The organism is Rhodococcus sp. 14-2483-1-1 (genome assembly GCF_002259335.1).
GTDB lineage: Bacteria > Actinomycetota > Actinomycetes > Mycobacteriales > Mycobacteriaceae > Rhodococcoides.
This window is the reverse complement of the sequence record NZ_NPFX01000014.1, coordinates 315,744-340,887: the sequence shown is the minus strand read 5'-3', so window position 1 is coordinate 340,887 and position 25,144 is coordinate 315,744. Positions and strand designations below refer to the sequence as shown.

Sequence of the window (25,144 nt, the reverse complement as noted above, 5' to 3'; positions counted from 1 at the left end):
ACTCGCGCTCATCGAATAGTCCCTTCCGCGAGACGCGTTCGCGCCGTGCGCACCTTGGTGTAATACGTTGCGGCCAGTGGGAGAGCAAGAGCGATGAGAATGACGGCACCCTGCACGGCACCCGACCAGAAGTCTTCGACGCCCGCAGCGAACAGTAATTTCGGGAGCGCAATGAGGCTCGCGGCACCGAACACCGCGGCAACGACGCTTCCCGACCCGCCGCGAAAACCGACCAGGCCGAGTGCCATAGCGGCAAAGCACGTCAGCAGGAACGGGCGACCGGAATTCGGGTCCCCCGAGGCAGTGATGGCAGTCAGATACAAACCGGCGGCCGAATACAAACCTCCGGCAAGGGTGTAACTCAGAATCTCGACCGCGTCGACTCGAATCCCCGACATGCGCGCAGCCTGACGATCTGCACCGATGGCAAACGCTGAGATGCCTGCGGTGGAAGTGCTGAACCACCACCAGCTCGCGGCCAACAACACGAGGACGATCAGCGCAACCGGAACGGGCCCGAGCGGATCGGTCAAGGCCAGAGCGTACGACTCGGGGACCTCACCGCCCGGTGCCGGTAGCACGATGAGGGCGATTCCGGTCAGCACGATGAACGCTCCGAGTGTCACCGCCAACGACTGCAGTCCCAGGCGGACGATCAGGAGTCCGTTGATCAGGCCCACCGCCAGGCCGAGAACGACGACCCCGATGATGACAAGCCACAACATATCCGGGTTCTTGGCCATGGTGGTCGCCGCGACGACGTTGGACAAGCTCACCGTTCCCGCCACCGACAGATCGAATCCGCCTACCAACAGCACGAGTGTGGTTCCAGCGGCGGCAAGCGCCAACGGGGTCAACAGCACGACGTAGTTGTTGAACGCGTACGCATTTCGCTCGTACGGATTCACGAACAACACCGCCCCGTAGCACGTTGCGAAGATTGCCAGTGCGACGAGGGTTTCCTTGCGGCTGCCGTAACTTCGCCTCGTCAGTGAATTCAGGAGAGTCATCGCGCCAGCTCCTGGCTGCGTCCCAGAATTGCGCGCAACACCGATGCATCATCGAGGTCACCGGCGGAGTGTTCGGCGACAATTCGGCCGTCGTAGAGCGAACACACGCGATCACACAGTCCGACCAGCTCGGGTATCTCTGTGGAGTAGACCAGAACGGCATGCCCGGCAGCCGCGAAATCTCGTGTCATCTTGTAGATCTCCAGTTTCGTGGCGGCATCGACACCGCGGGTCGGGTCGAAGAGAAGAAGACAGCGTGGCGATTGTGCGACCGCGCGTCCGAACACGATCTTCTGTTGGTTGCCGCCCGATAGGTTCGATACGGTGCGTTCCAGCATCGCCTCGGGGAGGTTGATCCGTGCAGCCAACGAGCGGGCGACGTCGCGTCGGCGTCTGGTGGAGATGACCGAAGCGGTGGCGAAGCTGCTCGACAGAGGCAGCGTCAGGTTGAAATCCGACCGCATCTCCAAGAACAGTGCTTCCGTCTTGCGCTCCTCGGGCACCAGCGCGAAATCCACGCCGCCGTTCGCGTCGGAGACCGTCACCGAACCGGACTCGGGGGGCAGTTCGCCGGCCAGCGTGTAGAAGAGGTCTCGTTGACCTTGGCCTTCGAGTCCGGCGACACCGACAACTTCGCCTGCAGCGACCTGGAGGGAGACATCGGTGAGGTTGCCGACCGTGAGGTTTCGGACTTCGAGTACTGGTTGCGCAACGCCGGCCGTGCCCTTGGCCGGGAAAGCGTGGTCGAACGACCGTCCGATCATGAGCTCGACCAATTCGTTCTCGGACAGGTCGTTTCGGCCGAACTGCCCCACTGTTCGTCCGTTCCGAAGGACGGTTCCCCGCGAACAGATCGTCCCGATCTCGTTCATTTTGTGGCTGATGTAGATCACGGAAGTTCCGGTGGCAGTGATACGTTCGAGCTGGCGGAAGAGCCAAGACGGGTCCGGGAGAGCTGCGGTCGGCTCGTCCAGAACGAGCAGTCGAGGTGCACCGGACAGAGCAGCAACTATTTCGACTTCCTGTCGGGCGGCCAGGCTCAGTTCACCCATGGTCGCCGTGGGGTCGAGATGTGCTGCGTCCCACTGCTGCAGGCGATCCACCGCTCTGGCGACGAGTTCGCGTTGCGAGACAGTGAAACCGAACCGAGTCGGCAAAGACGGCAGACACAGCTTTGTCGCGACCGTGATGTTGGCGGGTGAGCTGAGCTCTTGGTAGGCCATCGCCAGGCCGATGTTTCGGGATGCCTGCGGTGAACCCAGAGTCAAGGGCTTGCCTGCGATGGTGACGGACCCGCTGTCGGGCACGACGATGCCCGACAGGACTTTCATCAGAGTCGACTTCCCCGCACCGTTTTCACCCAGAAGTCCGTGCACCTCACCGGCATCGACGGCCAAGGACACCTCGGACAAGGCTGCGGTTGCTCCGAACCGCTTGCTGATGTTGTCGATAAGTATGTGTGTCATGTCCTGTCCCTACGATGAGCTGTCGGTGTCGGCGGGACGGATGTCCGCCATCGTGAAGACGTCGGCGAGGCGAGCAACGAGGAGATCGACGTCGGTGTGAGAGAAGGTCATCGGTGGGTCGACGGTGAGGACGTTGCCCCCCTTACCCGACTGCCCGATCAACACACTGTGTTGTGCCAAGCGGCGGCGCACTGCGCGGGTGTACGACGCGGCAGCGACGCTCGTCATCGACCCTCCGCTCAACTCTATTCCGGCTATCAGTCCGTAACCACGCACGTCGGACACCGCTGATACGTCCGATGCCAGAGTGGTCAACTCGGTCCTCAGATAAGCTCCGACCGCATGAGCGCGTTGTAGCAGACCGTCGTTCTCGATGATGTCGAGTGTCGTTGCGGCGATGGCAGCGGGGACCGGGTTGGCGTTGTAGCGGTTGCCGTCGCCCTCGATGTCGTGCGCGATCTCCGACGTGGTCACGACGGCGGCAATCGGGTGTCCGTTGGCCAACCTGCGGCCGAGCACGACGATGTCGGGAACGACGTCCCACGCGTCGAACTGCCACAGGTGAGTTCCGCTTCGACCCGGGCCGCTGGTTGTCTCGTCGACGATCACCACACTGCCTGCGGCTTTCGCACCGGCACAGAGGGAAGCGCACAACTCGTGCGACGTGGGGTGCACGCCGTCGGCTACGACGGCTTCCACGATCACTGCGGCCGCAGGAGCCGACGGGTCGGATTCGCCCGTCGAGTATTCGTTCGGTCGCACGGTCGAGGTGCGCCCCGTAGCGCGCCTGGCCAAGCGTTCGGCTAGGCGTAGTGCCTGATCAGCAGTGTCGGTGAACAGCACGGTGTCCAGGCTTGCGGGCATCGTGGACAGGATTCGCCGGGTCAGAAGTCGACTCGCCATCGTGACATCGCTCGCTACGTCGAGAGAGAGCATCTGCCTATTGGCCGCAGCAACGATGCGCCGGTCGCCGTGCGCTAGGTGGACGCCTCCCTCCGATCGTGCGTCCAGATAACGCACTCCACGGTTGTCGTACAACCAGACACCCTGACCGCGCACGAAGCCGGAGACGTCGTCGGACTTCTCACACCGAGTCCGACCGAACCACGGTGCGGGGTCGACGCATACGTGCGCCCAGTACGGCGCGTCCGTTGCCGACACGTACGACGGCAGCCGCAGGGCGAGATCGCGCGTGGCCACGATCTGCACGCGCAGGATGGGAGTCCCCGAGGAGTGTGGGTCGATTGTCTCGCCGAGGGGCTCTCCCGCTGCCACAATCCGACCGGCACCGGCCAACGGCCGCACGCCGGACCACACCGAGTACGCGAACGGTGCATCACCGACGCCGCCGTGTTCGATGACCAGGGGCTCGGTCTCGACAACACGCCCCTCGATAGGTGCGTAGACCACGGTGCCGTCGGCCAGCCAGAACGTCGAGCCGAGCGACACCGTCTCCGGCTCTCCGATTTCCGGTCGCCAGATATCCGCCCGGTGGTGGTGTACCGACAGGTGAGGTGAGTAAGTTGCTGGCTCACCCACAGCGGGTCGAACCGGGCTATCCGCGGTGTCGCCCGGAAACGATGTCCGGGAATAGCCCAAAATAGTTGCCGCCGTTGCGTTCGCAACGAAATGCCGGGCGTCGTCGGTCGCAGGCGACGCGACTCGACCGCACACCGAGCGCAGATGCGCCGACGCCACCGCGGGGTCCAGGCGCGCGACTGCGAGAAGAGTGGGAAGGGTGTACTGCATTCGCATGCGTCCGTACGCGGTCGGGTCGACGCGCCCACGGCTCGTCCAGGTCAGGACCTGCACACACAGTCGAGCAGCGGAGAGTGGGAATATGACATCGATCTCGTTGTCCGTCAGGGGCGCGACGTCGTTGTATCCCGTCACCACGAGGCCGAGAGCACCGAGCGGATCGGGCTTACGCAGCATCGCGTAAGCCCCCGCTACAGCGAGTTCGGCAACTCGGGCACTGCGCAACGCATCGTTGAAGTCGAGTACACCGGATACGTGTTGATCGTCCCCATCGACGCTCACCAATACGTTGTTGTCGTTCAAGTCGTGGTGGACCACTGCCGTCGGCAAACTCGCCAGACGCGGCTCGACCGAGTCGAACCAAGCAAGGACGGTGCGCACGTACTCGAGGTCGGCCAGGCCGGGATCTTCTGCGATGCAGGACTCGATTGCAGCCCGAGAATTCGTCACGTCCCAGTGGTGCGTCGGTAGGAGGTCGGAGGCCGTGAAGCCGTCCAGGGCCGCAGTGATGTGAGCGGCGGTGGAGCCGAGCTCAGTGAGCAGCACATCGGTGTGCTCGGCAACCTTGGCCAGCTCGGTACCGTGCACCCACTCGAACACGCGAAGCGTTCCGAGCTCGGGACCGGAGTCGACCGCGAGGTTCGGGGCACCGGACACAGTGCGCACGACGGTCGGAACGGGTACGTGCAGATCCTGCTCCGCAAGGTGCAGCAGGATATCTTCCTGCCACTGCAGCTCGGCTCTGTCGGCTGCTTGCAGCTGAAATTTGGCGAGGTACGTCGCATCCGGAGTTCGGACCCGGTAGTTGCGATCCAACTCTCCGCCCAGAAACTTCATGGACGTCACAGTCAATCCATACCCGTCGCGCAGAAGTGCTTCGAGGGTTGCCGTCGATTCGGCGAGCGAGTCGGTGGGCCGTGCCGGGGCGTCGGTCATGGTCGAACTTTTCCTTTCGGACCACGCGTATGGCGAGAGTGTCTTCAGCCGGTGCGTGAGTGATACACATCATTGAAGTGGCGCAAAACGCTGAGGTCAATGCGAATATCGACGCGCGGTTTGGGCATATATGGTGCACACTGCACTACGGGGTCCCGATTTTGCCGTTCCCGTCACGGACCCGATAACACTGTGTTGCCGCAACGTTTCGGGCGCGGGGACGCGACCGAGGAGCACTGATGAGTACCGAGACACACACCGCTCGCCTGGTGCGCGCCGCCGCGATGCAAGTGCTGACATTGCACTTGGACGAACTGACCGACCTCGCCGTCGAACGCACCCTCGGGGACGAGCCCGGATACACCGGTGGTCCGGTGAGCAAAGACGATCTCCGCCATCACATGGACCGCACGTTGAGGTTGGCCCTGACGCGACTGGTCGGCAGCCCGGTGCCCGAAGCACTGGCAGGGGCTGCATTCGACGTCGGCACCCTCCGCGCTCGACAACGCGTTCCACTCCCGACGGTTCTGCACTCGTTCCGTATCGATCTGCGGATGCTGTGGGGGGCGTTGGTAACGGAGGGACGGCTTCTGTCGCCGATGGAGCGTTTGGACTTTCTCGAGTTGTCCTCCGTGATGGTGTGGGAGACGGTCGAGGCGAGCACCGAAGAGGTGGTACGTGGCTACCAGGTAGCTCAAGAAGGCATGGAAGAACTGCGGTCGGCAGCCTTCGACCAACTGCTCATCGAAGGTGCGCAGAACGAATTGACTGTCGACAACGCTTCTCAGCTTCTCGGACTGCCCGTTCTGGGGTCGTACCTGTGCATCGTCGGCAGTTTCCCTGTTCCGCGCCCCGATCTCATCGCAGAGTGCACCGACCGATTGCACTCTGCCGGTCTTGCACATCATTTCGGTTGGTACGGGCACGAGTTGCGCGCGATCGTGCATCTACCGGACGATCGGCCGGACGTAACCTCGCACCTGACCGCGCTGAGTGGTCATATCTGTGCGGTAGTCGACGCGAAAGGGCTGACGCGGGTCCCCCGTGCCATCAGACTTGCCCGCACAGCGGTCGACGGTCGCGGCGATCCCGGAGTGAGGCATGTCCGCGACACCTGGTTGCAAGTGATCGCGGCAGGCAACTCCGAGATCTCCGACGCTGTCTACCAAGCAGCCTTCGGGCCCCTGACCACGCTGACCGACTACGAGCGCACTGCCATTCTCGAGACGGTTGGGGACCTGGTTGCGCACGGCGGAACCATTGCCGACATCGCCGGCCGCACGTACCGCCACCGAAATACTGTTCGGCGACGACTCAAGGACTTCACCGAACTCACTGGACTGGATCTTGCCCGCACGGCCGATCTGGCAACGACCGCACTCGCATTCTCGGTGTGGCGCAACCAGAATCCTGTTCGCAATCAGCAGGACACAGTGCCCGGGACCGCTACGCGACCACCGCAGGATCGAACGTTCACAATGTGATCACACACGGCATCTGTGCATCCATAGAAAAACCCCCGACATGCTGGTGCATATCAGGGGCCTTCCAAGTGAGCCGCCTAAGAGAATCGAACTCTTGACCTTTTCATTACGAGTGAAATGCTCTACCGACTGAGCTAAGGCGGCGTGCCTTTCGGCGTTGGTGAGTCTAACGGAGCATCACATCGAAACGAAAATCGCCTCCCCTCGGCGGTCAGCCTGCGAGGCCCAGGCCCTCCGCCGGTCCGCTGAGGATCGACTTGACGTGCCGGGTCAGGTCGTCGGCGAGCACTTCGGTCTCGCCCGCTTCGACGGCGTCGAGAACCTGGCGCACCACGTCACGTGGGTCGTTCTTCGGGACGTCGAGTTCGGCGATCATGTCGGTGTCGGTGTATCCCAGATGGACTCCGACGACCAGCGTCCCCTGCGGGGCCAGCTCGAGCCGCAGCGAGTTGGTCGCCGACCAGATCGCCGCCTTGGATGCCCCGTACGCGCCCGCACCGCCCAGCCACGACAGCACCGAGTGGATGTCGATCAGTGCTCCGCCCCCGTTCACCTTCAGGATCGGCGCGAATTCCTGCGCGATCCGCAGGGCCCCGAACACGTTGGTCTCGAACACCGCGCGAACGTCGTCGATCGATGTCGCCAGCAACGGTGTTGTTCCTGGAGCGCCTGCGTTGTTGAACACGATCGACACATCGGATGCGATATCACCAAGCGCTGCAACAGAATCCGCGTCGGTGACGTCGAGTGCTACCGGGACGATACGAGGATCCGAGTCCTCGCGTGGGTTCCGTGCAGTCGCGTACACCTTCGCTGCCCCACGCTCGAGCAACGCATCGACCGTCGCCTTGCCCAGACCGCGCTGACCGCCGGTCACCAACACCGTTGCTCCCGAAATCGACACCATCGAACTCATCCTTACGACAGAGGTTAAAAGCTTTTGACTATGTCAGTCTTAGTTGACCAGTTCGACATAGTCAAATACTGTTCACTTATGTCACAGTCGCCGACAGAGCGCTTTCACCTCGCACCGGCACCCGACGGCCTGCAGGTGGTTCAGAATCTGTTGAACACGCGAGCTATCGACGTGTACGGACTTCCCGACCTCATCGCAGACGGTGAGGCAGCGTCCACAACCTGGAAAACGCCGCTGTCGGACGACGACGCGGCGGCCCTCCGAACGCTGCGAGCGAACGTCGAAGCAGCCGTCGCCGGAGAACTACCGCCGATCCCAGCGGTGAGCGTCGAATTGATACCGGGCACCGATGGCATCGTCCGACTCTCGCCCACCGGCAGCGGGGTCCAGTACATCGCGTCGGAGATCTGGTCCGAAGCGCTTCTCGCACAACAAGCAGACACGTGGCGTCGACTCAAGCGATGCAAGAACGCGTTGTGCGGATCTGCCTTCTACGACCGCTCCCGCAACAACAGTGGCGTCTGGCACGACGTCAAGACCTGCGGCAACGTTGCCAATCTCCGGGCTTCGCGGGCGCGGAAAAAAGCGAAGGACTAACGCAGCACGTCGCCCAGAGTCGCCACCATCGCATAGATCGCGAACTTCGGTTTCGCGTTGACCGCCAATGACTCTCGGCATTCGAGGATCGCTTCGATGCTCTTCAGCAATGCCTCGGGCGAGACAGCTTTCGCCATCCGCTCGACTTGCTCGGCCATGTCGGGGTGAGTGGCCGTCGCGGTCGATCCGTACGAGCGGGCGAGTGCATCTCGATACAGGCCGACGAGATCCATCAATGCCCGATCCAGTGAATCGCGACCGGTTCTGGTGGCCCGAGACTTCTGCCGCTTCTCGAGGTCCTTGAGCACACCGGCAGACCCGCGCAACGCCCCCGCTGCACCCTTGCCGGTTCCGCCCGCGCCCAGAGCCGTTCGCAGTTCCTCGGTCTCGGCCTCGTCGCGGGAGGCGCTCATCTCCTTGGCCTCGTCCTCGGCGGCCTTCACCAGTTCCTCTGCCGCGAGGTAGGCCTGATTGGGCCGGGCCGCGGCCGACGCCAGAGCCAGCGCACGTTTACGACGCGCCCGTGCGTCCTCGTCGGTGGCGAGCCGACGCGCTCTGCCCACATGCCCGCCGCTGATCGATGCGGCCCACGCCGCCGTCTCGGCGTCGAGCTTGTCGCGGGTCTGCAACACCTGAGCGATCGCGGGCACCGTAGGCGTCACCAACGAGACATGCCGGCATCGCGAGCGCAAGGTCACCGAGATGTCCTGCGGATCGACCGACGGCGCACACAGCAAGAACACAGTCCGCGCCGGCGGCTCCTCGACCACCTTCAGCAACACGTTTCCGGCACCCTCGGTGAGACGGTCGGCGTCCTCCACCACGACCACCTGCCACAGACCTGTGCTCGGCCGACGCGAGGCGATGGACACGATGTCGCGCATCTCCTTGGTGCTGATGCTCAGGCCCTCGGGTACGACGCGTCGCACATCGCCGTGGGTACCGGCCATCGTCGTCGAACACGCCTGACAGTGACCGCACCCGGGAACACCCTCGGTGGTGCACTGCAGGGCCGCAGCGAAGCACAGAGCAGCTACGGAGCGCCCCGATCCGGGAGGGCCGGTGAAGAGCCACGAATGCGTCATCGCCGAGGAGTCGACACCGGTACGAGCAGCCACCGCGGCAGCCGTCAGATCGGCCTCGACATCTTCCTGACCGACCAACCGATCGAACACACCCGCCATGACGCCAACCCTAATGGTTGGGACCGACTACTTCGGCGCGGGCAGGTACGGCTCGAGCGATCGCAGGATGCCCTCGGTCGTCGCGCATGCATCGATCGGTTCCGCGGGCTCGAAGTCGATCTCGAACACATTCAAGCTCACGTTTCCCCCGGACGTCGTGGTCTGTGCATTGCACGACTGACTCTTCCCGTCGTCGTCGAGGGTCGAACCGATTCGAAACACGTCGAAGGTGAAGGCACCCACCTTCTCCGACCGCACGTCCTCCAAATCCGGAGTCGACTTCGGATCGGAGAAAATCAGGAATTCGGTAACGGACATGGTCACCGACAGCGAGTAGTCCGAACTCGTCCACACACAGACGCCGGATGTATCGGGTATCCCTGGAGTGAGCGAGTCCTTCAACTCGAGCGCGCCCTTCGGATCCAAGCTCGCGAGCGGCAACGAACACGGATCGAACAGCTCACCTGCCGGCACGTCCGGCCTGGACACCGACGGAGTCACCGAACCCTGCTCGGCTGCCGTCGCTCGGCCCTGGACCACCTGAGAGCAGCCCGTCGACGTTGCAACGACGCATCCGAGTGCTACGAGACCGATCAATCCGCGCTTCACGGCGGTTCGACGCATCCCGTCGACCGAATGTTCCCGCCGATCGCCGAACTCGAAGTTACGGCGGCTTTCGGCTGTCTTTCCGTCCACAACTTCGAGTTCGTGAGGCTATTCGCTCTCGGTCTTCTTCGCAGGAGCCTTCTTGACCGGGGCCTTCTTCGCGGCAGTGGTCTTGGTGGCGGTCTTCTTGGCAGCAGCTTTTTTGGCCGGAGCCTTCTTCGCCGCAGTCTTCTTTGCCGGGGCTTTCTTGGCGGCCGCCTTCTTGGCCGGTGCCTTCTTCTTCACCGGGCCGCGAGCACGCCTGTCCGCCAACAACTCCGACGCACGGTCGTCGGTGATCGACTCGACCTCGTCGTCCTTGCGCAGGCTCGCGTTGGTCTCGCCGTCGGTGACGTACGGCCCGAATCGGCCGTCCTTGATCACCATCGGCTTCTCACTGATCGGGTCGACGCCCAGCTCTCGCAGCGGCGGCTTGGCCTCACCCTGACGGCCGCGACGCTTGGGCTCGGCGTAGATCTTCAGAGCCTCTTCGAGACTGACCGTGAACATCTGATCCTCGTCCGCGAGCGAGCGAGAGTCGGTGCCCTTCTTCAGATACGGGCCGTAGCGGCCGTTCTGCGCGGTGATCTCTTCCTTGGACTCGGGATCGACGCCGACGATGCGCGGCAACGACAGCAGCTTGAGGGCATCCTCGAGCGTGATCGTCGCCAGATCCATCGACTTGAGCAACGAGCCGGTCCGCGGCTTGGGGCCGGTGGCCTTCTTCGCGGCGGCCTTCTTGGCCGGTGCCTTCTTGGCTGCAGCCTTCTTCACCGCAGTCTTTACGCCACCGCCACCATCACCGTCGTTACCGGTCGGGATCGGCATGATATCGGGCTGAGGCGGCGTCGGCTCGGGTTCCGGCTCGGGCAGGATCTCGGTGACGTACGGGCCGAAACGGCCTTCCTTCGCGACGATGTCGTGGCCGGTCAACGGATCGACACCGAGCTTGCGGCCCTCTTGTGGTGTGGCGAAGAGCTTTTCGGCGAAGTCGAGGGTCAACTCGTCCGGCGGCAGATCGTCGGGCAGGTTGGCGCGCTGGCTGATCGGGTCGCCGTCGGGATCGTCGTCGTTCTTGACCATCCGCTCCAGGTACGGACCGTAACGGCCAACGCGCACATGGATTTCGCGTCCCTCGGAGTCGTCGAACAGACGGATCGAGTTGATGGTGCGCGCGTCGATCTCCTCGAGATTCTGGCCCACCATCTTCTTCAGGCCACCGGAGCGCGCCACCGAACCCTCGGCTCCGGTCTCGCCGCCGAAGTAGAAATTCTGCAGCCAATCGCCGCGTCGCTCACGGCCTCCCGCGATCGCGTCGAGATCGTCTTCCATGCCGGCGGTGAAATCGAAGTCCACCAGACGCCCGAAGTGCGCTTCCAGCAAAGCAATCACCGAGAACGCCACCCACGACGGCACCAGAGCACTGCCACGCTTGTAGACGTAACCGCGGTCCAGGATGGTCTTGATGATCGACGAATACGTCGACGGCCGACCGATTCCCAGCTCTTCGAGCGTCTTGATGAGCGACGCCTCGGTGAAACGAGCCGGCGGGTTGGTGGTGTGACCGTCGGGATCGAGCTTGGTGGCCGTCACTGCCTGGCCGGCCTTCAGCGCGGGCAGACGCGACTCGGCGTCGTCGGTCTGACCACCCGCCTCGTCGTCGACGCTCTCGACGTAGGCCTTGAGGAAGCCGGCGAACGTGATGGTGCGACCCGATGCGGAGAACGTGCACTCCTCGCCGGTGCCTGCGGTTCCGGTGATGCGCAGCGTCAGTGTGGTGCCGCGCAGATCCGCCATCTGCGACGCCACCGTGCGCTGCCAGATCAGCTCGTACAGCCGGAACTCGTCGGTCTGCAGCGCCGAGTGCAGCTGACCGGGAGTCTGGAACACGTCACCCGCGGGGCGGATGGCCTCGTGCGCCTCCTGCGCGTTCTTGACCTTGCGGGTGTACTGCCGCGGAGTCGGATGCACGTACTCGGGGCCGTAGAGCTCGGTTGCCTGCGCCCGTGCCGCGGAGACCGCCGACGCGGACAGCGACGTCGAGTCGGTACGCATGTAGGTGATGTAGCCGTTCTCGTACAGACGCTGCGCCACACGCATGGTCCGTTCGGAACTGAAGCGCAGCTTGCGGCCGGCCTCCTGCTGCAGCGTCGACGTCATGAACGGCGGGTACGGCTTACGGGTGTACGGCTTGTCCTCCGCCGACGCGACCGTCAGATCGACGCCTTCGAGAGCCTCGGCGAGGCGTCGGGCACGCGGTTCGTCCAGCACGGTGACGGACTCGGTCTTGAGCTTGCCGTCGGCACCGAAATCCCGACCGGCGGCGACGCGATTGCCGTCGACGTTGACCAGCCGGGCTCCGAAACTGCGCGGGCTCGCCTCGGCACCGGCGTCGAGCGTGGCGGAGATGTCCCAGTACTCGGCGCTGCGGAATGCCATCCGCTCGCGCTCACGCTGGACGATGATGCGGGTGGCGACGGACTGCACTCGGCCCGCCGACAGCTTCGGCATGACCTTCTTCCACAGCACCGGGCTCACTTCGTAGCCGTAGAGACGGTCGAGGATACGACGGGTCTCCTGGGCGTCGACCAGGTCTTGGTCGAGGTCGCGAGTGTCGGCGGCGGCCGCGAGGATCGCCGGCTTGGTGATCTCGTGGAAGACCATGCGTCGAACAGGGACTTTGGGGTTCAGGGTCTCGAGGAGATGCCAGGCGATGGCCTCACCCTCGCGGTCGGGGTCAGTGGCGAGATACAGCTCGTCGGCGTCTTTGAGCAGGCTTTTCAGCTCTGCGACCTTGCCCTTCTTCTCGGGCGAGACTACGTAGAGGGCCTCGAAGTCGTGGTCGACGTCCACACCGAGACGCGCCCAGGGCTCGCCCTTGTACTTGGCGGGGACGTCCGCGGCACCGCGGGGAAGGTCGCGAATATGGCCGACGGAGGCCTCGACGACGTAGTTGCTCCCGAGGTACGGGGCGATCTTCTTTGCCTTGGTCGGAGACTCGACGATGACCAGACGACGCGGCTCGGCGGAGCTGTCCCCCGTGCCGTTCTTACGTGCTGCCACCTTGCTGCCGAACCTTCCCTAGTGCGTTTTCACAGGCAGATTTGCCTGTCCCACTACTAACAGACTGACATACGTCGACCAAATACTCGCAGATCAGTCACATATCGGCCTACTCCGCGCGCGGCCAAATGGTACGTGCGTCCACGTTCCGGGGAGCCTCACCGACGTTCTCGGTGAGACGCAACAGCCGTCGTCGACCGGTGATTCTCAGCCCCGGATTGGAGCCGCGAGTGCCGATCAGCGTCGGCGCGATGCCAGCACGCATCAACGACTGCGCGAGGACGGAATGGGTGTCCGGTGCGTGAGGATCGAGTCCGAGCACGTACCGCTCACCCTCGGCCTCGGGACGACCGGCCGCCAGCACCCAGGCGCGCAGCTCGCGCGAACCCGGTATCCACCCGGGAGGGACGGCTTTGACAGCACCCTTGGTCCACAGAGACGCCAGTGCGAACAGTTCGGGCACCGACGCGGTACGCACCAACGGCCGGTTCTCCTCCGATCGCCCCAACTCTGCAGTCAGACCGCACTGCGCGATGAGTTCGGCGATGGCCTCCGCGCGCCACTGCGCGTCGACGACGACAGAAATACGGGCCGAGCCCGCGGAGGTGACGACGTGGCCGGTGGCAGCCAGCAGCCCACTGAGATCGGTCACCGCGGGCGGCAACGATTCGGCGGAGAAGAAGGACAGCTGGTTCACAGCAAGGACATTAGGACATCGGCGGCCACGCTCACGGCTTTCGCAGCACTCGGGTGGTTCGGATACGAGTCATCCCCCTCCCACGATCGACTCCACCGGAGCCCACCGCGAAAGGGGGATGACAGTTCTCGACTCGGATCAGACTGCGCGAACGCCCGTTGCCTGAGGACCCTTGGTGCCCTGGCCGACCTCGAACTCCACGCGCTGGTTCTCCTCGAGGGTGCGGAAACCGCTGCCCTGAATCTCGGAGTAGTGGACGAAAACGTCAGCGGAGCCGTCTTCTGGTGCGATGAATCCAAAGCCCTTTTCGGCGTTGAACCACTTCACAGTTCCCTGTGCCATGCTTTTCCTTCTCTTTCTAACACCGGATTCGATGGAGCGCACTTTCGATCCATCGGGCCGGTTCCGACCGCTGCACTTGTACGAATCCCCCTCAGGATTCCCCCTGATGGACGAGCTCTCCCAGTACCGCGCCCGCAACATGAGATCCTGCGAAGCGTAGAACGAACACAGAAGCTGCGACCGCGTCAAGTGAACCATGAACTCCACGTTCGCAACAGTCGAAAACCGACCCTTTTCGAACAATTTGCCCATGTTGTGGAAACGCACAACACGAGACGGATGAATTGCGGCTCCCACCAGGGCACGAACGAGCCGTCGATGGCCCGCGATAGCATGGGGATCCCAGGTCGCGAAGAGCCCGACGGCGCTTGTAGATCGAACGAATGCATGGAGACCGGCAGTGAGCGAGAAGCATCCGCTGGACGGTGCGGATGGCGCGAGCTACGGGCAGCGTTTGTTGGATCGGGTACTGGCGGGTTCGCCCGCGAACGAGAGCCCGCTGACCCACGTCGCCGAACTGCCGGCACGGGCCTCGCAGTTCGCCTCCTGGCCGTCGTGGGTGGGCCCGGAAGTGGTGCAGGTGATCACCTCTCGTGGGATCGCACAACCGTGGACGCATCAGGCACGTGCGGCAACGCTCGCCGCCGAGGGCAATCACGTGGTGCTCTCGACGAGCACCGCGTCGGGCAAATCGTTGGCGTATCAACTTCCCATTCTGACGACGCTGTCTGCCGACGCTCGGGCGACGGCGCTGTACCTGGCTCCCACCAAGGCCCTCGGTGCCGATCAGCTACGCACCACCATCTCGATCACCGACGAGTTGCGGGAACTGTCAGGCGAACTCGCAGAGGTGTTCCCCAGCGCCTACGACGGTGACACTCCGATCGAGATTCGCCAGTGGGCACGCACCAATGCGCGGTGGATCTTCACCAACCCCGACATGCTGCACCTGGGCATTCTCGGTTCGCACGAGCGCTGGTCTCGGTTTCTCCGCAATCTTCGTTATGTGGTTGTCGACGAATGTCACTACTACCGCGGCGTTTTCGGATCCAACGTCGCGTTGGTGCTCCGCAGGCTACGACGCCTCTGCGCTCGCTACGGTGCATCCCCGGTGTTCGTGCTCGCCAGCGCCACCACGTCCGAGCCAGGGCGGGCTGCGAGCCGCCTCATCGGAGCGCCGTGCGAAGAGGTCACCGAGGACGGCTCCCCGCACGGAGCCCGCACCGTCGCACTGTGGGAACCACCGCTGCTGAAAGAGATCACCGGCGAAAACGGTGCTCCGGTAAGGAAATCCGCAGGCGCGGAGGCGTCGCGCATCATGGCCGATCTGTTGGTGGAAGGTGCCCGTACGCTGGCATTCGTACGCTCCAGGCGCGGAGCCGAGGTCACCGCACTGGGCGCTCAGAGGATTCTCGCCGACGTCGACCCGCAATTGGTGCGACGCGTCGCCGCTTATCGCGCAGGGTATCTGGCGGAGGACCGGCGAAAACTGGAATCGGATCTGTCCGACGGCACGTTGTTGGGCGTCGCCACCACCAACGCACTCGAGTTAGGCGTCGACATCGCCGGTTTGGACGCGGTGATCGTCGCCGGCTTCCCCGGTACCGTGGCGTCGTTCTGGCAGCAGGGCGGCCGCGCCGGACGTCGCGGAGAAGGATCGCTCCTGGTTCTCGTGGCGCGGGACGATCCACTCGACACGTATCTGGTGCATCACCCGGCGGCCCTGCTGGACAAGCCCGTCGAGGCCACCGTCACCGACCCCACGAACCCCTACATTCTGGCCCCGCAATTGCTTTGCGCTGCAGTCGAACTGCCGATCACCCTGCCCGAGGCCGAGGAACTGAGCGCGGAATCGGTGCTCGAAGAGCTCGAGCTGAAGGGCTACGTACGCAAGCGGCCGCACGGATGGTTCATCACGCCCGAGGGCCAGCAACTCTCGCCGCACGGTGCGGTGAACATCCGCGGCGGCACCGGTGTGCAGGTCGCCATTGTCGACGGTGAGTCCGGCCGCATGCTCGGTACGGTCGACGGCGGACGAGCGCCCGCCACTGCACATCCCGGTGCCGTCCACATCCACCAGGGCGAGTCGTTCGTGGTCGACGAACTCGATCTCGACGCCGGTCTGGCGTTGGTGCACGCGGAGCAACCCGAATGGAACACCTCGGCCCGCGAGATCACCGACATCTCGATCACTGCGGTGCACGAATCCGTCGACTACGGCGAGGTGCGCGTCGCGCTGGTGCAGGTGAACGTCACCCATCAGGTCGTCGGATATCTCCGACGCCTGCTCTCGGGCGAGGTTCTCGATTCCATCGAACTCGACATGCCTGCGCAGACCCTCGACACCCGAGCCGTCATGTACACCATCACCCCGGAGTTGTTGGAGCACAGCGGGGTTCCGTACGAACGATTCCCCGGATCTCTGCACGCAGCCGAACACGCCGCCATCGGATTGCTGCCCTTGGTCGCAACGTGCGATCGATGGGACATCGGCGGAGTGTCGACGGCTCTACACCCCGACACCGGGCTGCCGACGGTCTTCGTCTACGACGGATACGACGGCGGAGCCGGATTCGCCGACCGCGGCCACGTGGCCATCGCAGATTGGCTCGCTGCCACCAAGGACGCCATCGTCTCCTGCGAATGCCAGACCGGCTGCCCATCCTGTGTGCAATCCCCCAAATGCGGAAACGGCAACGATCCACTGGACAAAGACGGTGCCGTTCGAGTGTTGACCGCGGTATTGGCGGCCGTCACTCGAGAGGGTTGACCCGGCTTGGGTCCTGGGCGCTGGGGTGTGAGTGCAGGGGGACGGAGTGCGGGGTTCGCCCGCAAACGCGCGCGCATTCGCTGAACGCGCGCAAAATCGCGGCCAGAACGGAGCGATTCCGCGCGCCTCTGGCAAACGCGCGCGCATTTGTCAGAGGTCTGGACGCGACGCGCGCTGTCATCCGCACCCGGCAACAAGAGGAGCCCTGGCGAATATCCAGCACACCGTCGACTCGACTGTGATCGATCGCAAATGTGCGCAACTCTGACGGCGTGTCAGTTCTGAGCCTGTTCCAATTCTGGTGACTCGGCACAGGCTCGGAGCCTCTGGAGGTTCGACATGACGGTGATCGACCAAGTGACTGTTCCGGCCATTGTCGAAAAAGTGGGGTACCACTACCTTCCACCGCACGATTACGAGGTCGGTCGCGAACAAATTCGCGAATTCGCCCGTTCCGTCCACGACGACCATCCCGCCCATCGCCTCGAAATCGCGGCCGCTGCGCTCGGCTACGCCACGTTGATCGCTCCGGTCACCTTCGTCAGCGTCATCGGCACCCGATTGCTGCCCGAACTGTTCGGGAACCTCCTGATCGGCTATTCCGTCAGCGATGTCCTGCACACAGATCAACAAATCCTGATCCGCCGACCGATGCAGGTCGGCGACCGCGTCAGCTCCGACCTGTGCCTGGAATCGTTTCGGCAATCCTCGGGAAGCGACGTGATGGTCACCAGTAACACCCTCACCGATCAGCGAGGCGACGTACTGGCAGTCACCCGAACGACTTTCGTGGCCCGGACCGGTGGATACACCGATCCCGACATCGCCGATGCGCTGCACAAGGTGATGCGGAGCTGACGTGCCGGGGCACGGGCACGCCACCCTGCTCGTCGTTGCCAACACCTCGGGTGGTGTGGTGGGGAGAGGATCAGCCCACAGAATCGAGACCGTCACATGCCCATCACCCGGCAGATACCCAACCCCTCCGATCTCCGTGACCTCTTATCGTTCAAGAAGCCCGATCTGAATCTGCGTCGACGACGCCTGAACGCCGCACTCACCATCGACGATCTCCGCACCATCGCCCGTCGACGCACCCCGCGCGCGGCATTCGACTACACCGACGGTGCCGCCGACGCCGAGATCTCGCTGTCGAGAGCTCGTCAGGCCTTCCGCGACGTCGAGTTCCATCCCTCGATCCTGCGCGACGTCTCCCACGTCGACACCTCGACGACGGTGTTCGGCGGGCCGTCTGCGCTTCCGTTCGGCATCGCCCCGACGGGCTTCACTCGACTCATGCAGACCGAGGGCGAATACGCCGGCTCTGCCGCAGCCGGAGCTGCGGGAATTCCGTTCTGCCTCTCGACCCTGGGCACCACGTCGATAGAGGACGTCAAGGCCACCAACCCGAATGGGCGAAACTGGTTCCAGCTCTACGTCATGCGAGATCGCGCAATCTCGTTCGGGCTGGTCGAACGCGCAGCAAAGGCAGGCTTCGACACACTCCTGTTCACGGTCGACACACCCGTCGCCGGAGCTCGCCTACGAGACAAGCGCAACGGGTTCTCCATCCCGCCGCAGTTGACCGCGTCGACGATCGCCAACGCCATTCCGCGTCCGTGGTGGTGGGACTTCCTCACCACGGCCAAGCTCGAGTTCGCGTCGTTGTCTTCTACCGGCGGCACGGTCGGAGAGCTGGTCAATTCAGCGATGGATCCGTCCATCTCGTTCGAGGATCTGGACGTCATCCGTGATGTCTGGCCCGGCAAGCTGGTCGTCAAAGGTGTTCAGTCGGTGGCAGATTCGGTACGTCTTGCCGAACTGGGAGTCGACGGGATCATTCTGTCGAACCACGGAGGTCGACAACTGGATCGCGCTCCCGTCCCCTTCCACCTGCTGCCTCAGGTCGTCCGGGAGGTCGGCTCCGAATTCGAAGTAGCCGTCGACACGGGCATCATGCACGGTGCCGATATCGTCGCCTCCATCGCGATGGGTGCGTCGTTCACACTCGTCGGCCGGGCGTACCTCTACGGCCTGATGGCAGGCGGTCGCGAGGGCGTCGACCGCATGATCGACATCCTGCGCGAAGAAATCGTGCGTACCATGCAACTGCTGCAGGTCAATTCGCTTGCAGAGCTGACCCCGGAGCACGTCACCCAGCTCACCCGACTCGCTCCTCTGCAGTCCGGGGCCCGCACAGTGACGCCACACTGAACGCTGCAGGCGGAACGTCGAGGTCGGGGTTCGAGGCAAACGCCCGCGCATTCGCTGAACGCTCGCGAAATCGCTGGCCAGACGGGGCGATTCCGCTCGCACCTGGCAAACGCGCGCGCGTTTGCGGATTCGGGCAGTCCAGCGGGCGGACGGGCGGACCCTCACCCCGGACCCGCCCGCGCCGAGGCGATGGCGTCGGACATTCCGAAGCGCCCGAGGAACACCGGCTGCCCCACCGTCACGATCACGTCCCACTCCTCGATCGTGCACTTCCGCAAATCGGTCGACATCCTGCTCGCCACTGATCGCGCCGACTCGCAAGCGTCGGCCACCCCACGATCCAGTGCGCCCGCACCCGCCAACGCAGCGAGATCGGCCGCCGACTGCGCCTGATGACGAGCACCCACCGCCGAGCCGACGTGCATCACCATCGCCACGACCGCAATCAATGCCGACATTGCGAGCGCCGCCAACACCGTCGCCCCACCCTCGTCATCACGCGGCGCCGACCGGAAAGCGAGCCTCATTCCACAGCAACCGGTTCCACAGCAGCAACCGCCTCAGCCGACAATGTCAACCCCGGCAGCGGACTCTCCACCTCCACCCGCGCGACGAAGAACTCTCCGTCCTCGGTCACCGTGATGCGCGCCCCCTCCGGCGCAACTCTCTCCCCCACCGACACAGCCCGGGCCCCATCACCTCTGGCCGCCAATCGAGCCGCCTCTCTGGCAGCATCGACGCAGCCGATGTGCATCGTCACCGACACGATCGCCCCGATGCACACCACGATCACCGCGACGATGGACGCGATCGCGAACGCCGCCTCCACCGTCACGGCACCGTCATCATCGGTCGCGATCAGACGGCAGTGTTCAACGCTCGATCGATGATCCCCGTCAACGCGGACACGATGCTGTCCCCCGTCACCACCGTGTACAACACCGCCCCGAACGCCGCGGCGGCAATGGTGCCGATCGCGTACTCCGCGGTCGACATGCCATCGTCCTCCACACCGAACAGCACGATTCGAGTCTTCAACTCCTGCAATGCGTTCTCGATCATCTCGATTCCCCTCCCTGTTCTCCGACGCGGCAGTTCCGCAACGGAAGATTGTCGGCGCGGCGGTCACAGCAGACCGCCACCCAGTACGTTGCCCGCCAGTCCGATCACCACGGGGATGATCCCGAGACAGATGAAGGCAGGCAGAAAGCACAGACCCAGCGGCCCGCTGATCAGCACGCCCGCGCGTTCGGCCGCAGCGGCCGACGCGTCCTCGGCGCGAGTTCGTTGTGTCGCAGCCAGTTCCGTCATCGCCGACGCCATGGACGAGCCCGCCCGTGCAGATCGGCGTGCCATTCGCGCCAACGCCTCGGTTTCCGGATCGTGAGCGACGGCGTCCCATGCGGTCTCGGCATCGGCCCCGAGTTCGAGCAGATCGGCGGCCTTGCGCAACGCGATCCCGAACGAGGCGGGAGCGGACTGCGCTGCCGCTGTAGCGGCCGTTGCGATCGGAAGGCCCGATCGCAAGCACGCGGCGAGCAGGTCGAATGTCGTTGCCACCGCGAGTGGGTCGGGTCTCGAAACATCGACAGTGTCGGTCTCGGCGCGGCCCTCGGCTGCATGTCTGCGTAGTCCGCCGCCGACCGAAGGGACAGCGACCAACGCCGTTGCCAGGCAGAGGACTGCAGCCCACATCATGTGGTCACCTTGCCGGTGATCGCGTCGGTCCACAGCAGGCCCGCGCAGCCGAGTGCCGTTCCGATACACAGCAGAATGCCGCCCACCCCACCGCCGAGCAGAATCTGCAGCGGATTCGCACCCATCAACTGGCCGAGCGCAACACCGAGGATCGGCAGGCCTGCCAGCACCAGCGCGGTAGCCCGCGCACCGGCCAGCGACGCCTCGGTTCTTTCGCGAAACCGTCTGCGTCCCAGCATGTCGTCGCGAACAGCGTCCAGAAGTTCAGCGAGCGCGAGCCCATGCTCGTCGGCCACGTGCCACGCTGCGGCCAGCCGGCCGAGCTCGGCGTCCAGCAGCGAATCGGACGCGGCAATACCGTCGGCAGCCCTGCCGCCGAGCCTGGACCGCGATGCCGCACCGCGCAACGCAGCCGAGGCAATTCCGCCGCATTCGTCGGCCGCCACCGCACTGGCCGTGGCGGGGTGGGATCCCACGCGAAGCTCGCCGACGATGACCTCGACTCCGGTTGCCAACCACTGCAATTCGATCGCACGCCGATCGCGCTCCAGCCGCCGCCTGTAGCGACTCCACCCGGTACCTCCCGCCACCGCCGCTGCGCCCACGGCCCAGACGCCGCCGAGCCACCACACCGCGACAACCGCAACCAGCGCAGCGCAGCTCGGCACCAGCCATTGCGGCACCGTCGATACCCTGCGCTTCCCTCGCGCCAGTCCCCTGGAACTGTTCGGCCACAACAGAACTGCGACTGCGAAGAGCACCAGTACGGCCGTCATCGGGCATCGCCGCAGCGTCGGTCCAGCAGTTCGACCAGTCGTCTCTCACCCGGCAGTGCGTCGCTGTCCACAGACCAGGCCGGCACGATGTGCACCCGTCCGGTCGGATCGACGTCGACCACCCCGATCTCCCGCAACCGTCGCGTACCGTCCGCGCTGCGATGAACGTGTAGCACCACCTGAACGGCCGCGGCAAGCTGACTGTGCAGCGCATCGCGTCCCATTCCGCCCAGCGCTGCAAGGGCTTCGAGACGCGCCGGCACTTCGGCGGGAGAGTTCGCATGGATCGTTCCGGCTCCGCCGTCGTGCCCGGTGTTGAGAGCCGTCATCAGGTCGATGACCTCGGCCCCGCGTACCTCACCGACGACGAGCCGATCGGGGCGCATCCGCAGTGCTTGACGCACCAGCTGCCGCACCGATACCTCCCCCACCCCTTCGACATTGGGTGCACGAGCCACCAGACGAACCACATGCGGATGTGCCGGTGCCAACTCGGCCGCGTCCTCCACGCAGACGATCCGTTCGGCCGGATCCACCTCACCCAACATCGCGGCGAGGAGTGTGGTCTTTCCAGCGCCGGTACCACCGACGACCAAGAAGGCCAAGCGTCCGAACACGATTCGACGCAGCAGCTCGTAGCCGGCGTCGGTCACGGCGCCCGATGCACGCAGCGCTGCTAGTCCCTGTGTCGCGGGTCGCAGAACCCGAAGCGACACACACGTTCCCCCGCTCGCCACCGGTGCCAGCACAGCGTGCAGCCGGACTCCGAACACGTCCCGACCCACTCCAGGCAGCCGACCGTCGACCCAGGGTTGCGCGTCGTCCAATCGCCGACCTGCCGACAGTGCGAGCCGCTGCGCCAGCCGACGCACGGCCGCTTCGTCGGCGAAGCGAATCTCGGTGCGTTCGAGTCCGCGCCCACGATCGATCCATACCTGATCCGGCGCGGTGACCAGCACGTCGGTCACTCCCGGCTCGGACAGCAGCGGCTCGAGCGGGCCCGCTCCGGTCAGCTCGGTCTGCAGAACCCGCAGCGCCGCAAGCATATCCGTGTCACCGATGACACCACCTGCCTCGGCTCGGATGGCCGCGGCCACGGTCGCCGGAACGGGAGCGGCGGCAGACAGAGCAAGGCGATCACGGACGCGGTCCAACAGATCCGCAGTGACAACGGCGCTCATGCCGCCCACCGCCCTGCGCCGGGCTTCTGCGCGAAGGTCTCCAGCACGCCGCTCGCCGCTGCCGCCAAGGGCGAACGTCGACCGAGAACGAGGCCGCCCCGCTCGAGTCGTTCGGCCAATCCCGGCTCGGCACGCATCGACGTCAACAGCGGTAGATCGAGGGCAACGGCAATATCATCGGCCCGCAGCCCGCCCGGTGCAGGTCCTCGAACGACAATGCCGACGTTGGCATTTCGATCTGCCACGTGCGCTGCAATCGCTTCTGCGGACGTGACGGCGCGCAGCTCGGCCGGCAGCACCAGAACCACCAGGTCCGCGGCGGCGTACAGAGCGTCGGAGGTGTCGCCGGGATGACGCGGGACATCGCACACCACCAGATCGCCCGCTGCGCGTCCTGCGTCGAGCACAGCCGTCACAGCGACGGCAGTCAGCCCGAGGCTCCGGCTCTCGGATCTGCCGAGGGCCAACACGGACAGCCCGTCCCGCGAGGGCAGCGCACCGTGCAAGGCGTCGGCGGATACTCGACCACCTTCGACGACCAATCCGGACCACCGCAGACCGGGCGTGTTCTCCCAGCCGAGCAACAGATCGAGTCCACTGCCGTACCGGTCGCCCTCCACGAGCAATGCACGCCGACCCGCGCTGCTACCACTCAGACCGAGCGCAGCGGCGAGCGTCGACGATCCTGCTCCACCCCGCGCGCCGACCACGGCGATGACGCCACCGTCTCCTGTCGGTGCCGACGCCGGTTCGCCCAGCAGGCGCACCAATGCATCCTCGTCCGAGGGCAGCGAGATCACCTGTTCGGCACCGAGCGCGGTGGCGGTTCGCCAGTCGTCGAGTGTCGGCGTTGCAGCAGTCACGAGAACGACACCCGCTCGTCGTGGATATCCGATCGACAGAGCAGTCTCGGCGGAAGCAAAATCGATCAAAACAGTCCCGGCGTGATCCCAGATCGACCGTGTCGAATCGATACCGACCAGTAAGTTCTGCTCTTCCACAACACAATCCGCGGCCGCCGCAATTCGATACACGTCCTCGCGCAGACCGCGAAGTTCGATCGACATCGCGACGGACGAGTGTGCGCTGTGCTGTAACCGGTCCGTTTTCATGAGCCAAGCCTGCGTGAGAATCTGCTCGAGATGCGCGCGACTTGGGGAAATGTGGATAGATTCGGCCTTGTGGATGAATACCGGTACCTCTGTACCACTTTTCGACCTACCCCTGAAAAGAGGACGACCCTCGCCAGGGGGGGAGGAGGCGAGGGTCGTCTGGTTCAGCCCCGGGGGGTCGGGCTGAACACCGCCCGGAATGAACCGGGCTCATAGAAAATACTACACCCGTGGATGTCCTTGTTTGCAAGTTCAACTGTCGGATTTTCTGGACGAACTTCGGCCGAGTCCGCCAGTGCCACCACAGGACATCCTCCGGTCACCACCTGCCACTATGGTGACAAACGTGACCCAGAGCGCGAGCAACGACGACGCCCCCGCCGGCCGACGCCCAGCGCGCGTCGCGGCATTCTTCGACCTCGACAAAACGATCATCGCGAAGTCCAGCACGCTGGCATTCAGCAGGCCGTTCTTCGACCAAGGTCTGATCAACCGGCGGGCAGTGCTCAAAAGCAGCTACGCGCAGTTCCTGTTCCTGCTCTCCGGGGCCGATCACGACCAGATGGAACGCATGCGCGCCCACATCGCGAGCATGACGGCCGGGTGGGACGTCGAACAGGTACGGGCAGTCGTTGCAGAAACCCTGCACAACATCGTCGATCCCCTCGTGTTCGCCGAGGCGGCCGACCTCATCGCCGACCACAAGCTCAGAGGGCACGACGTCGTGATCGTATCGGCGTCCGGCGACGAAATCGTGCATCCCATCGCAGAACTGCTGGGAGCCGACCACAGCATGGCGACCACGATGGTGACCGTGGACGGCAAGTACATCGGCGAGGTCGACTTCTACTGCTACGGCGAGGGCAAGGTCGACGCCATGAACTCCCTGGCAGCGCAACATGATTACGACCTGGCCTCGAGCTACGCGTATTCGGATTCGATCACCGATGTACCGATGCTCCGCGCTGTCGGGCACCCGACTGCCGTCAACCCCGACCGCGCACTGCGCAAGGAAGCCGCCTCCAACGGATGGCCGATTCTCACGTTCTCCAACCCGGTCTCGCTACGATCGCGTATCCAGACCCCGTCCGGAAAGACCGTAGCGGTCAGTGCCGCAGCAAGTTTCAGCGCTCTTGCCGCAGGTGTGATCACCTACGGGCTGCTTCGTAGAAAACGATGAGGCACAAACCCTTGATGTGAGGCGCGTCACGGGGTACAAAGGACGTACGGAAGAACGCAAGGCCAAGAACGAATCGGAAGAGAAGATTCGCTCTCCCGACCGGGATTCCCAGCAC

At 64.4% G+C, this 25,144-nt stretch carries 22 protein-coding genes and 1 tRNA gene; 6 read left to right on the top strand and 17 right to left on the bottom strand.

Going from position 1 to position 25,144, the window contains the following annotated elements; translation table 11 throughout:
• Window positions 1-8: 8 nt before the first annotated feature.
• Genes CH294_RS12880 through CH294_RS12870 form a run of 3 tightly spaced genes read right to left on the bottom strand, consistent with a single transcriptional unit; the run spans window position 9 to window position 5,170 of the window.
• Window positions 9-1,010: an ABC transporter permease gene (locus tag CH294_RS12880; protein ID WP_094738151.1), complete on the bottom strand. Its 1,002-nt coding sequence runs from the start codon at window positions 1,008-1,010 to the stop codon at window positions 9-11.
• The gene (locus CH294_RS12875; protein WP_094738150.1) at window positions 1,007-2,476 is read right to left on the bottom strand and encodes a sugar ABC transporter ATP-binding protein; all 1,470 of its coding nucleotides are present in this window, start codon (window positions 2,474-2,476) and stop codon (window positions 1,007-1,009) included. The genes CH294_RS12880 and CH294_RS12875 overlap by 4 nt, the downstream gene beginning before the upstream one ends.
• 9 nt (window positions 2,477-2,485) lie before the next feature.
• On the bottom strand, window positions 2,486-5,170 hold the full coding sequence (locus CH294_RS12870) for an aminotransferase class III-fold pyridoxal phosphate-dependent enzyme (protein ID WP_094738149.1): 2,685 nt from the start codon (window positions 5,168-5,170) through the stop codon (window positions 2,486-2,488).
• A gap of 239 nt (window positions 5,171-5,409) precedes the next feature.
• Here CH294_RS12870 and CH294_RS12865 point away from each other — a divergent pair, with 239 nt between their 5' ends.
• Window positions 5,410-6,654, top strand: coding sequence for a helix-turn-helix domain-containing protein (locus CH294_RS12865; RefSeq protein ID WP_094738148.1), 1,245 nt, complete (start codon window positions 5,410-5,412; stop codon window positions 6,652-6,654).
• Between the two features lie 71 nt (window positions 6,655-6,725).
• On the opposite strand, the gene CH294_RS12860 is transcribed toward CH294_RS12865, so the two are convergent.
• A tRNA-Thr gene (locus CH294_RS12860) sits at window positions 6,726-6,798 on the bottom strand.
• A 67-nt stretch (window positions 6,799-6,865) separates the two neighbouring features.
• Entirely contained in the window at window positions 6,866-7,561 is a 696-nt protein-coding gene (locus CH294_RS12855) for an SDR family oxidoreductase (protein WP_037149332.1), read from the bottom strand.
• Between the two features lie 87 nt (window positions 7,562-7,648).
• Here CH294_RS12855 and CH294_RS12850 point away from each other — a divergent pair, with 87 nt between their 5' ends.
• Window positions 7,649-8,167: a CGNR zinc finger domain-containing protein gene (locus CH294_RS12850; protein WP_094703822.1), complete on the top strand. Its 519-nt coding sequence runs from the start codon at window positions 7,649-7,651 to the stop codon at window positions 8,165-8,167.
• Here the strand turns inward: CH294_RS12850 and CH294_RS12845 are convergent.
• The 5 genes from CH294_RS12845 to CH294_RS12825 all read right to left on the bottom strand — a co-directional run bounded on the left by CH294_RS12845 (window position 8,164) and on the right by CH294_RS12825 (window position 14,098).
• Window positions 8,164-9,351, bottom strand: a complete 1,188-nt coding sequence (locus CH294_RS12845; RefSeq protein WP_094738147.1) for a DNA polymerase III subunit delta' — start codon at window positions 9,349-9,351, stop codon at window positions 8,164-8,166. The genes CH294_RS12850 and CH294_RS12845 overlap by 4 nt on opposite strands.
• A gap of 27 nt (window positions 9,352-9,378) precedes the next feature.
• Window positions 9,379-10,047 (bottom strand): DUF3558 family protein, encoded by a 669-nt coding sequence (locus CH294_RS12840; RefSeq protein ID WP_094738146.1) that lies wholly within the window; start codon window positions 10,045-10,047, stop codon window positions 9,379-9,381.
• Window positions 10,048-10,065: 18 nt separating this feature from the next.
• Complete coding sequence (topA, locus tag CH294_RS12835) at window positions 10,066-13,059, bottom strand: type I DNA topoisomerase (protein ID WP_094738145.1); 2,994 nt, start codon at window positions 13,057-13,059, stop codon at window positions 10,066-10,068.
• A gap of 109 nt (window positions 13,060-13,168) precedes the next feature.
• Window positions 13,169-13,756, bottom strand: coding sequence for a hypothetical protein (locus tag CH294_RS12830; protein ID WP_032404600.1), 588 nt, complete (start codon window positions 13,754-13,756; stop codon window positions 13,169-13,171).
• A gap of 138 nt (window positions 13,757-13,894) precedes the next feature.
• A complete protein-coding gene (locus CH294_RS12825) occupies window positions 13,895-14,098 on the bottom strand; it encodes a cold-shock protein (RefSeq protein ID WP_005248460.1) in 204 nt (67 codons plus the stop codon).
• Between the two features lie 400 nt (window positions 14,099-14,498).
• Between CH294_RS12825 and CH294_RS12820 the strand changes: the two genes are divergently transcribed.
• The 3 genes from CH294_RS12820 to CH294_RS12810 all read left to right on the top strand — a co-directional run bounded on the left by CH294_RS12820 (window position 14,499) and on the right by CH294_RS12810 (window position 19,082).
• A complete protein-coding gene (locus tag CH294_RS12820) occupies window positions 14,499-16,868 on the top strand; it encodes a DEAD/DEAH box helicase (protein ID WP_170944704.1) in 2,370 nt (789 codons plus the stop codon).
• Between the two features lie 339 nt (window positions 16,869-17,207).
• The gene (locus tag CH294_RS12815; protein WP_094738144.1) at window positions 17,208-17,726 is read left to right on the top strand and encodes a MaoC family dehydratase N-terminal domain-containing protein; all 519 of its coding nucleotides are present in this window, start codon (window positions 17,208-17,210) and stop codon (window positions 17,724-17,726) included.
• A gap of 96 nt (window positions 17,727-17,822) precedes the next feature.
• Window positions 17,823-19,082: an alpha-hydroxy acid oxidase gene (locus CH294_RS12810; protein ID WP_094738143.1), complete on the top strand. Its 1,260-nt coding sequence runs from the start codon at window positions 17,823-17,825 to the stop codon at window positions 19,080-19,082.
• Between the two features lie 161 nt (window positions 19,083-19,243).
• On the opposite strand, the gene CH294_RS12805 is transcribed toward CH294_RS12810, so the two are convergent.
• From CH294_RS12805 to ssd, 7 genes are all read right to left on the bottom strand, one after another.
• Window positions 19,244-19,609, bottom strand: coding sequence for an Rv3654c family TadE-like protein (locus tag CH294_RS12805; RefSeq protein WP_094738142.1), 366 nt, complete (start codon window positions 19,607-19,609; stop codon window positions 19,244-19,246).
• Window positions 19,606-19,917 carry a TadE family type IV pilus minor pilin gene (locus tag CH294_RS12800; protein ID WP_094738141.1) on the bottom strand — a complete coding sequence of 104 codons (312 nt, stop codon included), beginning with the start codon at window positions 19,915-19,917 and terminating at the stop codon, window positions 19,606-19,608. The genes CH294_RS12805 and CH294_RS12800 overlap by 4 nt, the downstream gene beginning before the upstream one ends.
• Before the next feature lie 23 nt (window positions 19,918-19,940).
• Window positions 19,941-20,144 (bottom strand): DUF4244 domain-containing protein, encoded by a 204-nt coding sequence (locus tag CH294_RS12795; protein WP_032380048.1) that lies wholly within the window; start codon window positions 20,142-20,144, stop codon window positions 19,941-19,943.
• Window positions 20,145-20,207: 63 nt separating this feature from the next.
• Window positions 20,208-20,780 (bottom strand): type II secretion system F family protein, encoded by a 573-nt coding sequence (locus tag CH294_RS12790; protein ID WP_094738140.1) that lies wholly within the window; start codon window positions 20,778-20,780, stop codon window positions 20,208-20,210.
• A complete protein-coding gene (locus CH294_RS12785; RefSeq protein WP_037149928.1) occupies window positions 20,777-21,556 on the bottom strand; it encodes a type II secretion system F family protein in 780 nt (259 codons plus the stop codon). The genes CH294_RS12790 and CH294_RS12785 overlap by 4 nt, the downstream gene beginning before the upstream one ends.
• Entirely contained in the window at window positions 21,553-22,737 is a 1,185-nt protein-coding gene (locus tag CH294_RS12780; RefSeq protein WP_094703976.1) for a TadA family conjugal transfer-associated ATPase, read from the bottom strand. Before CH294_RS12780 ends, CH294_RS12785 begins: the two co-directional genes overlap by 4 nt.
• The gene (ssd, locus tag CH294_RS12775; protein ID WP_094738139.1) at window positions 22,734-23,849 is read right to left on the bottom strand and encodes a septum site-determining protein Ssd; all 1,116 of its coding nucleotides are present in this window, start codon (window positions 23,847-23,849) and stop codon (window positions 22,734-22,736) included. The genes CH294_RS12780 and ssd overlap by 4 nt, the downstream gene beginning before the upstream one ends.
• Before the next feature lie 334 nt (window positions 23,850-24,183).
• Between ssd and CH294_RS12770 the strand changes: the two genes are divergently transcribed.
• Window positions 24,184-25,029: an HAD-IB family hydrolase gene (locus tag CH294_RS12770; protein WP_230592590.1), complete on the top strand. Its 846-nt coding sequence runs from the start codon at window positions 24,184-24,186 to the stop codon at window positions 25,027-25,029.
• Window positions 25,030-25,144 lie beyond the last annotated feature (115 nt).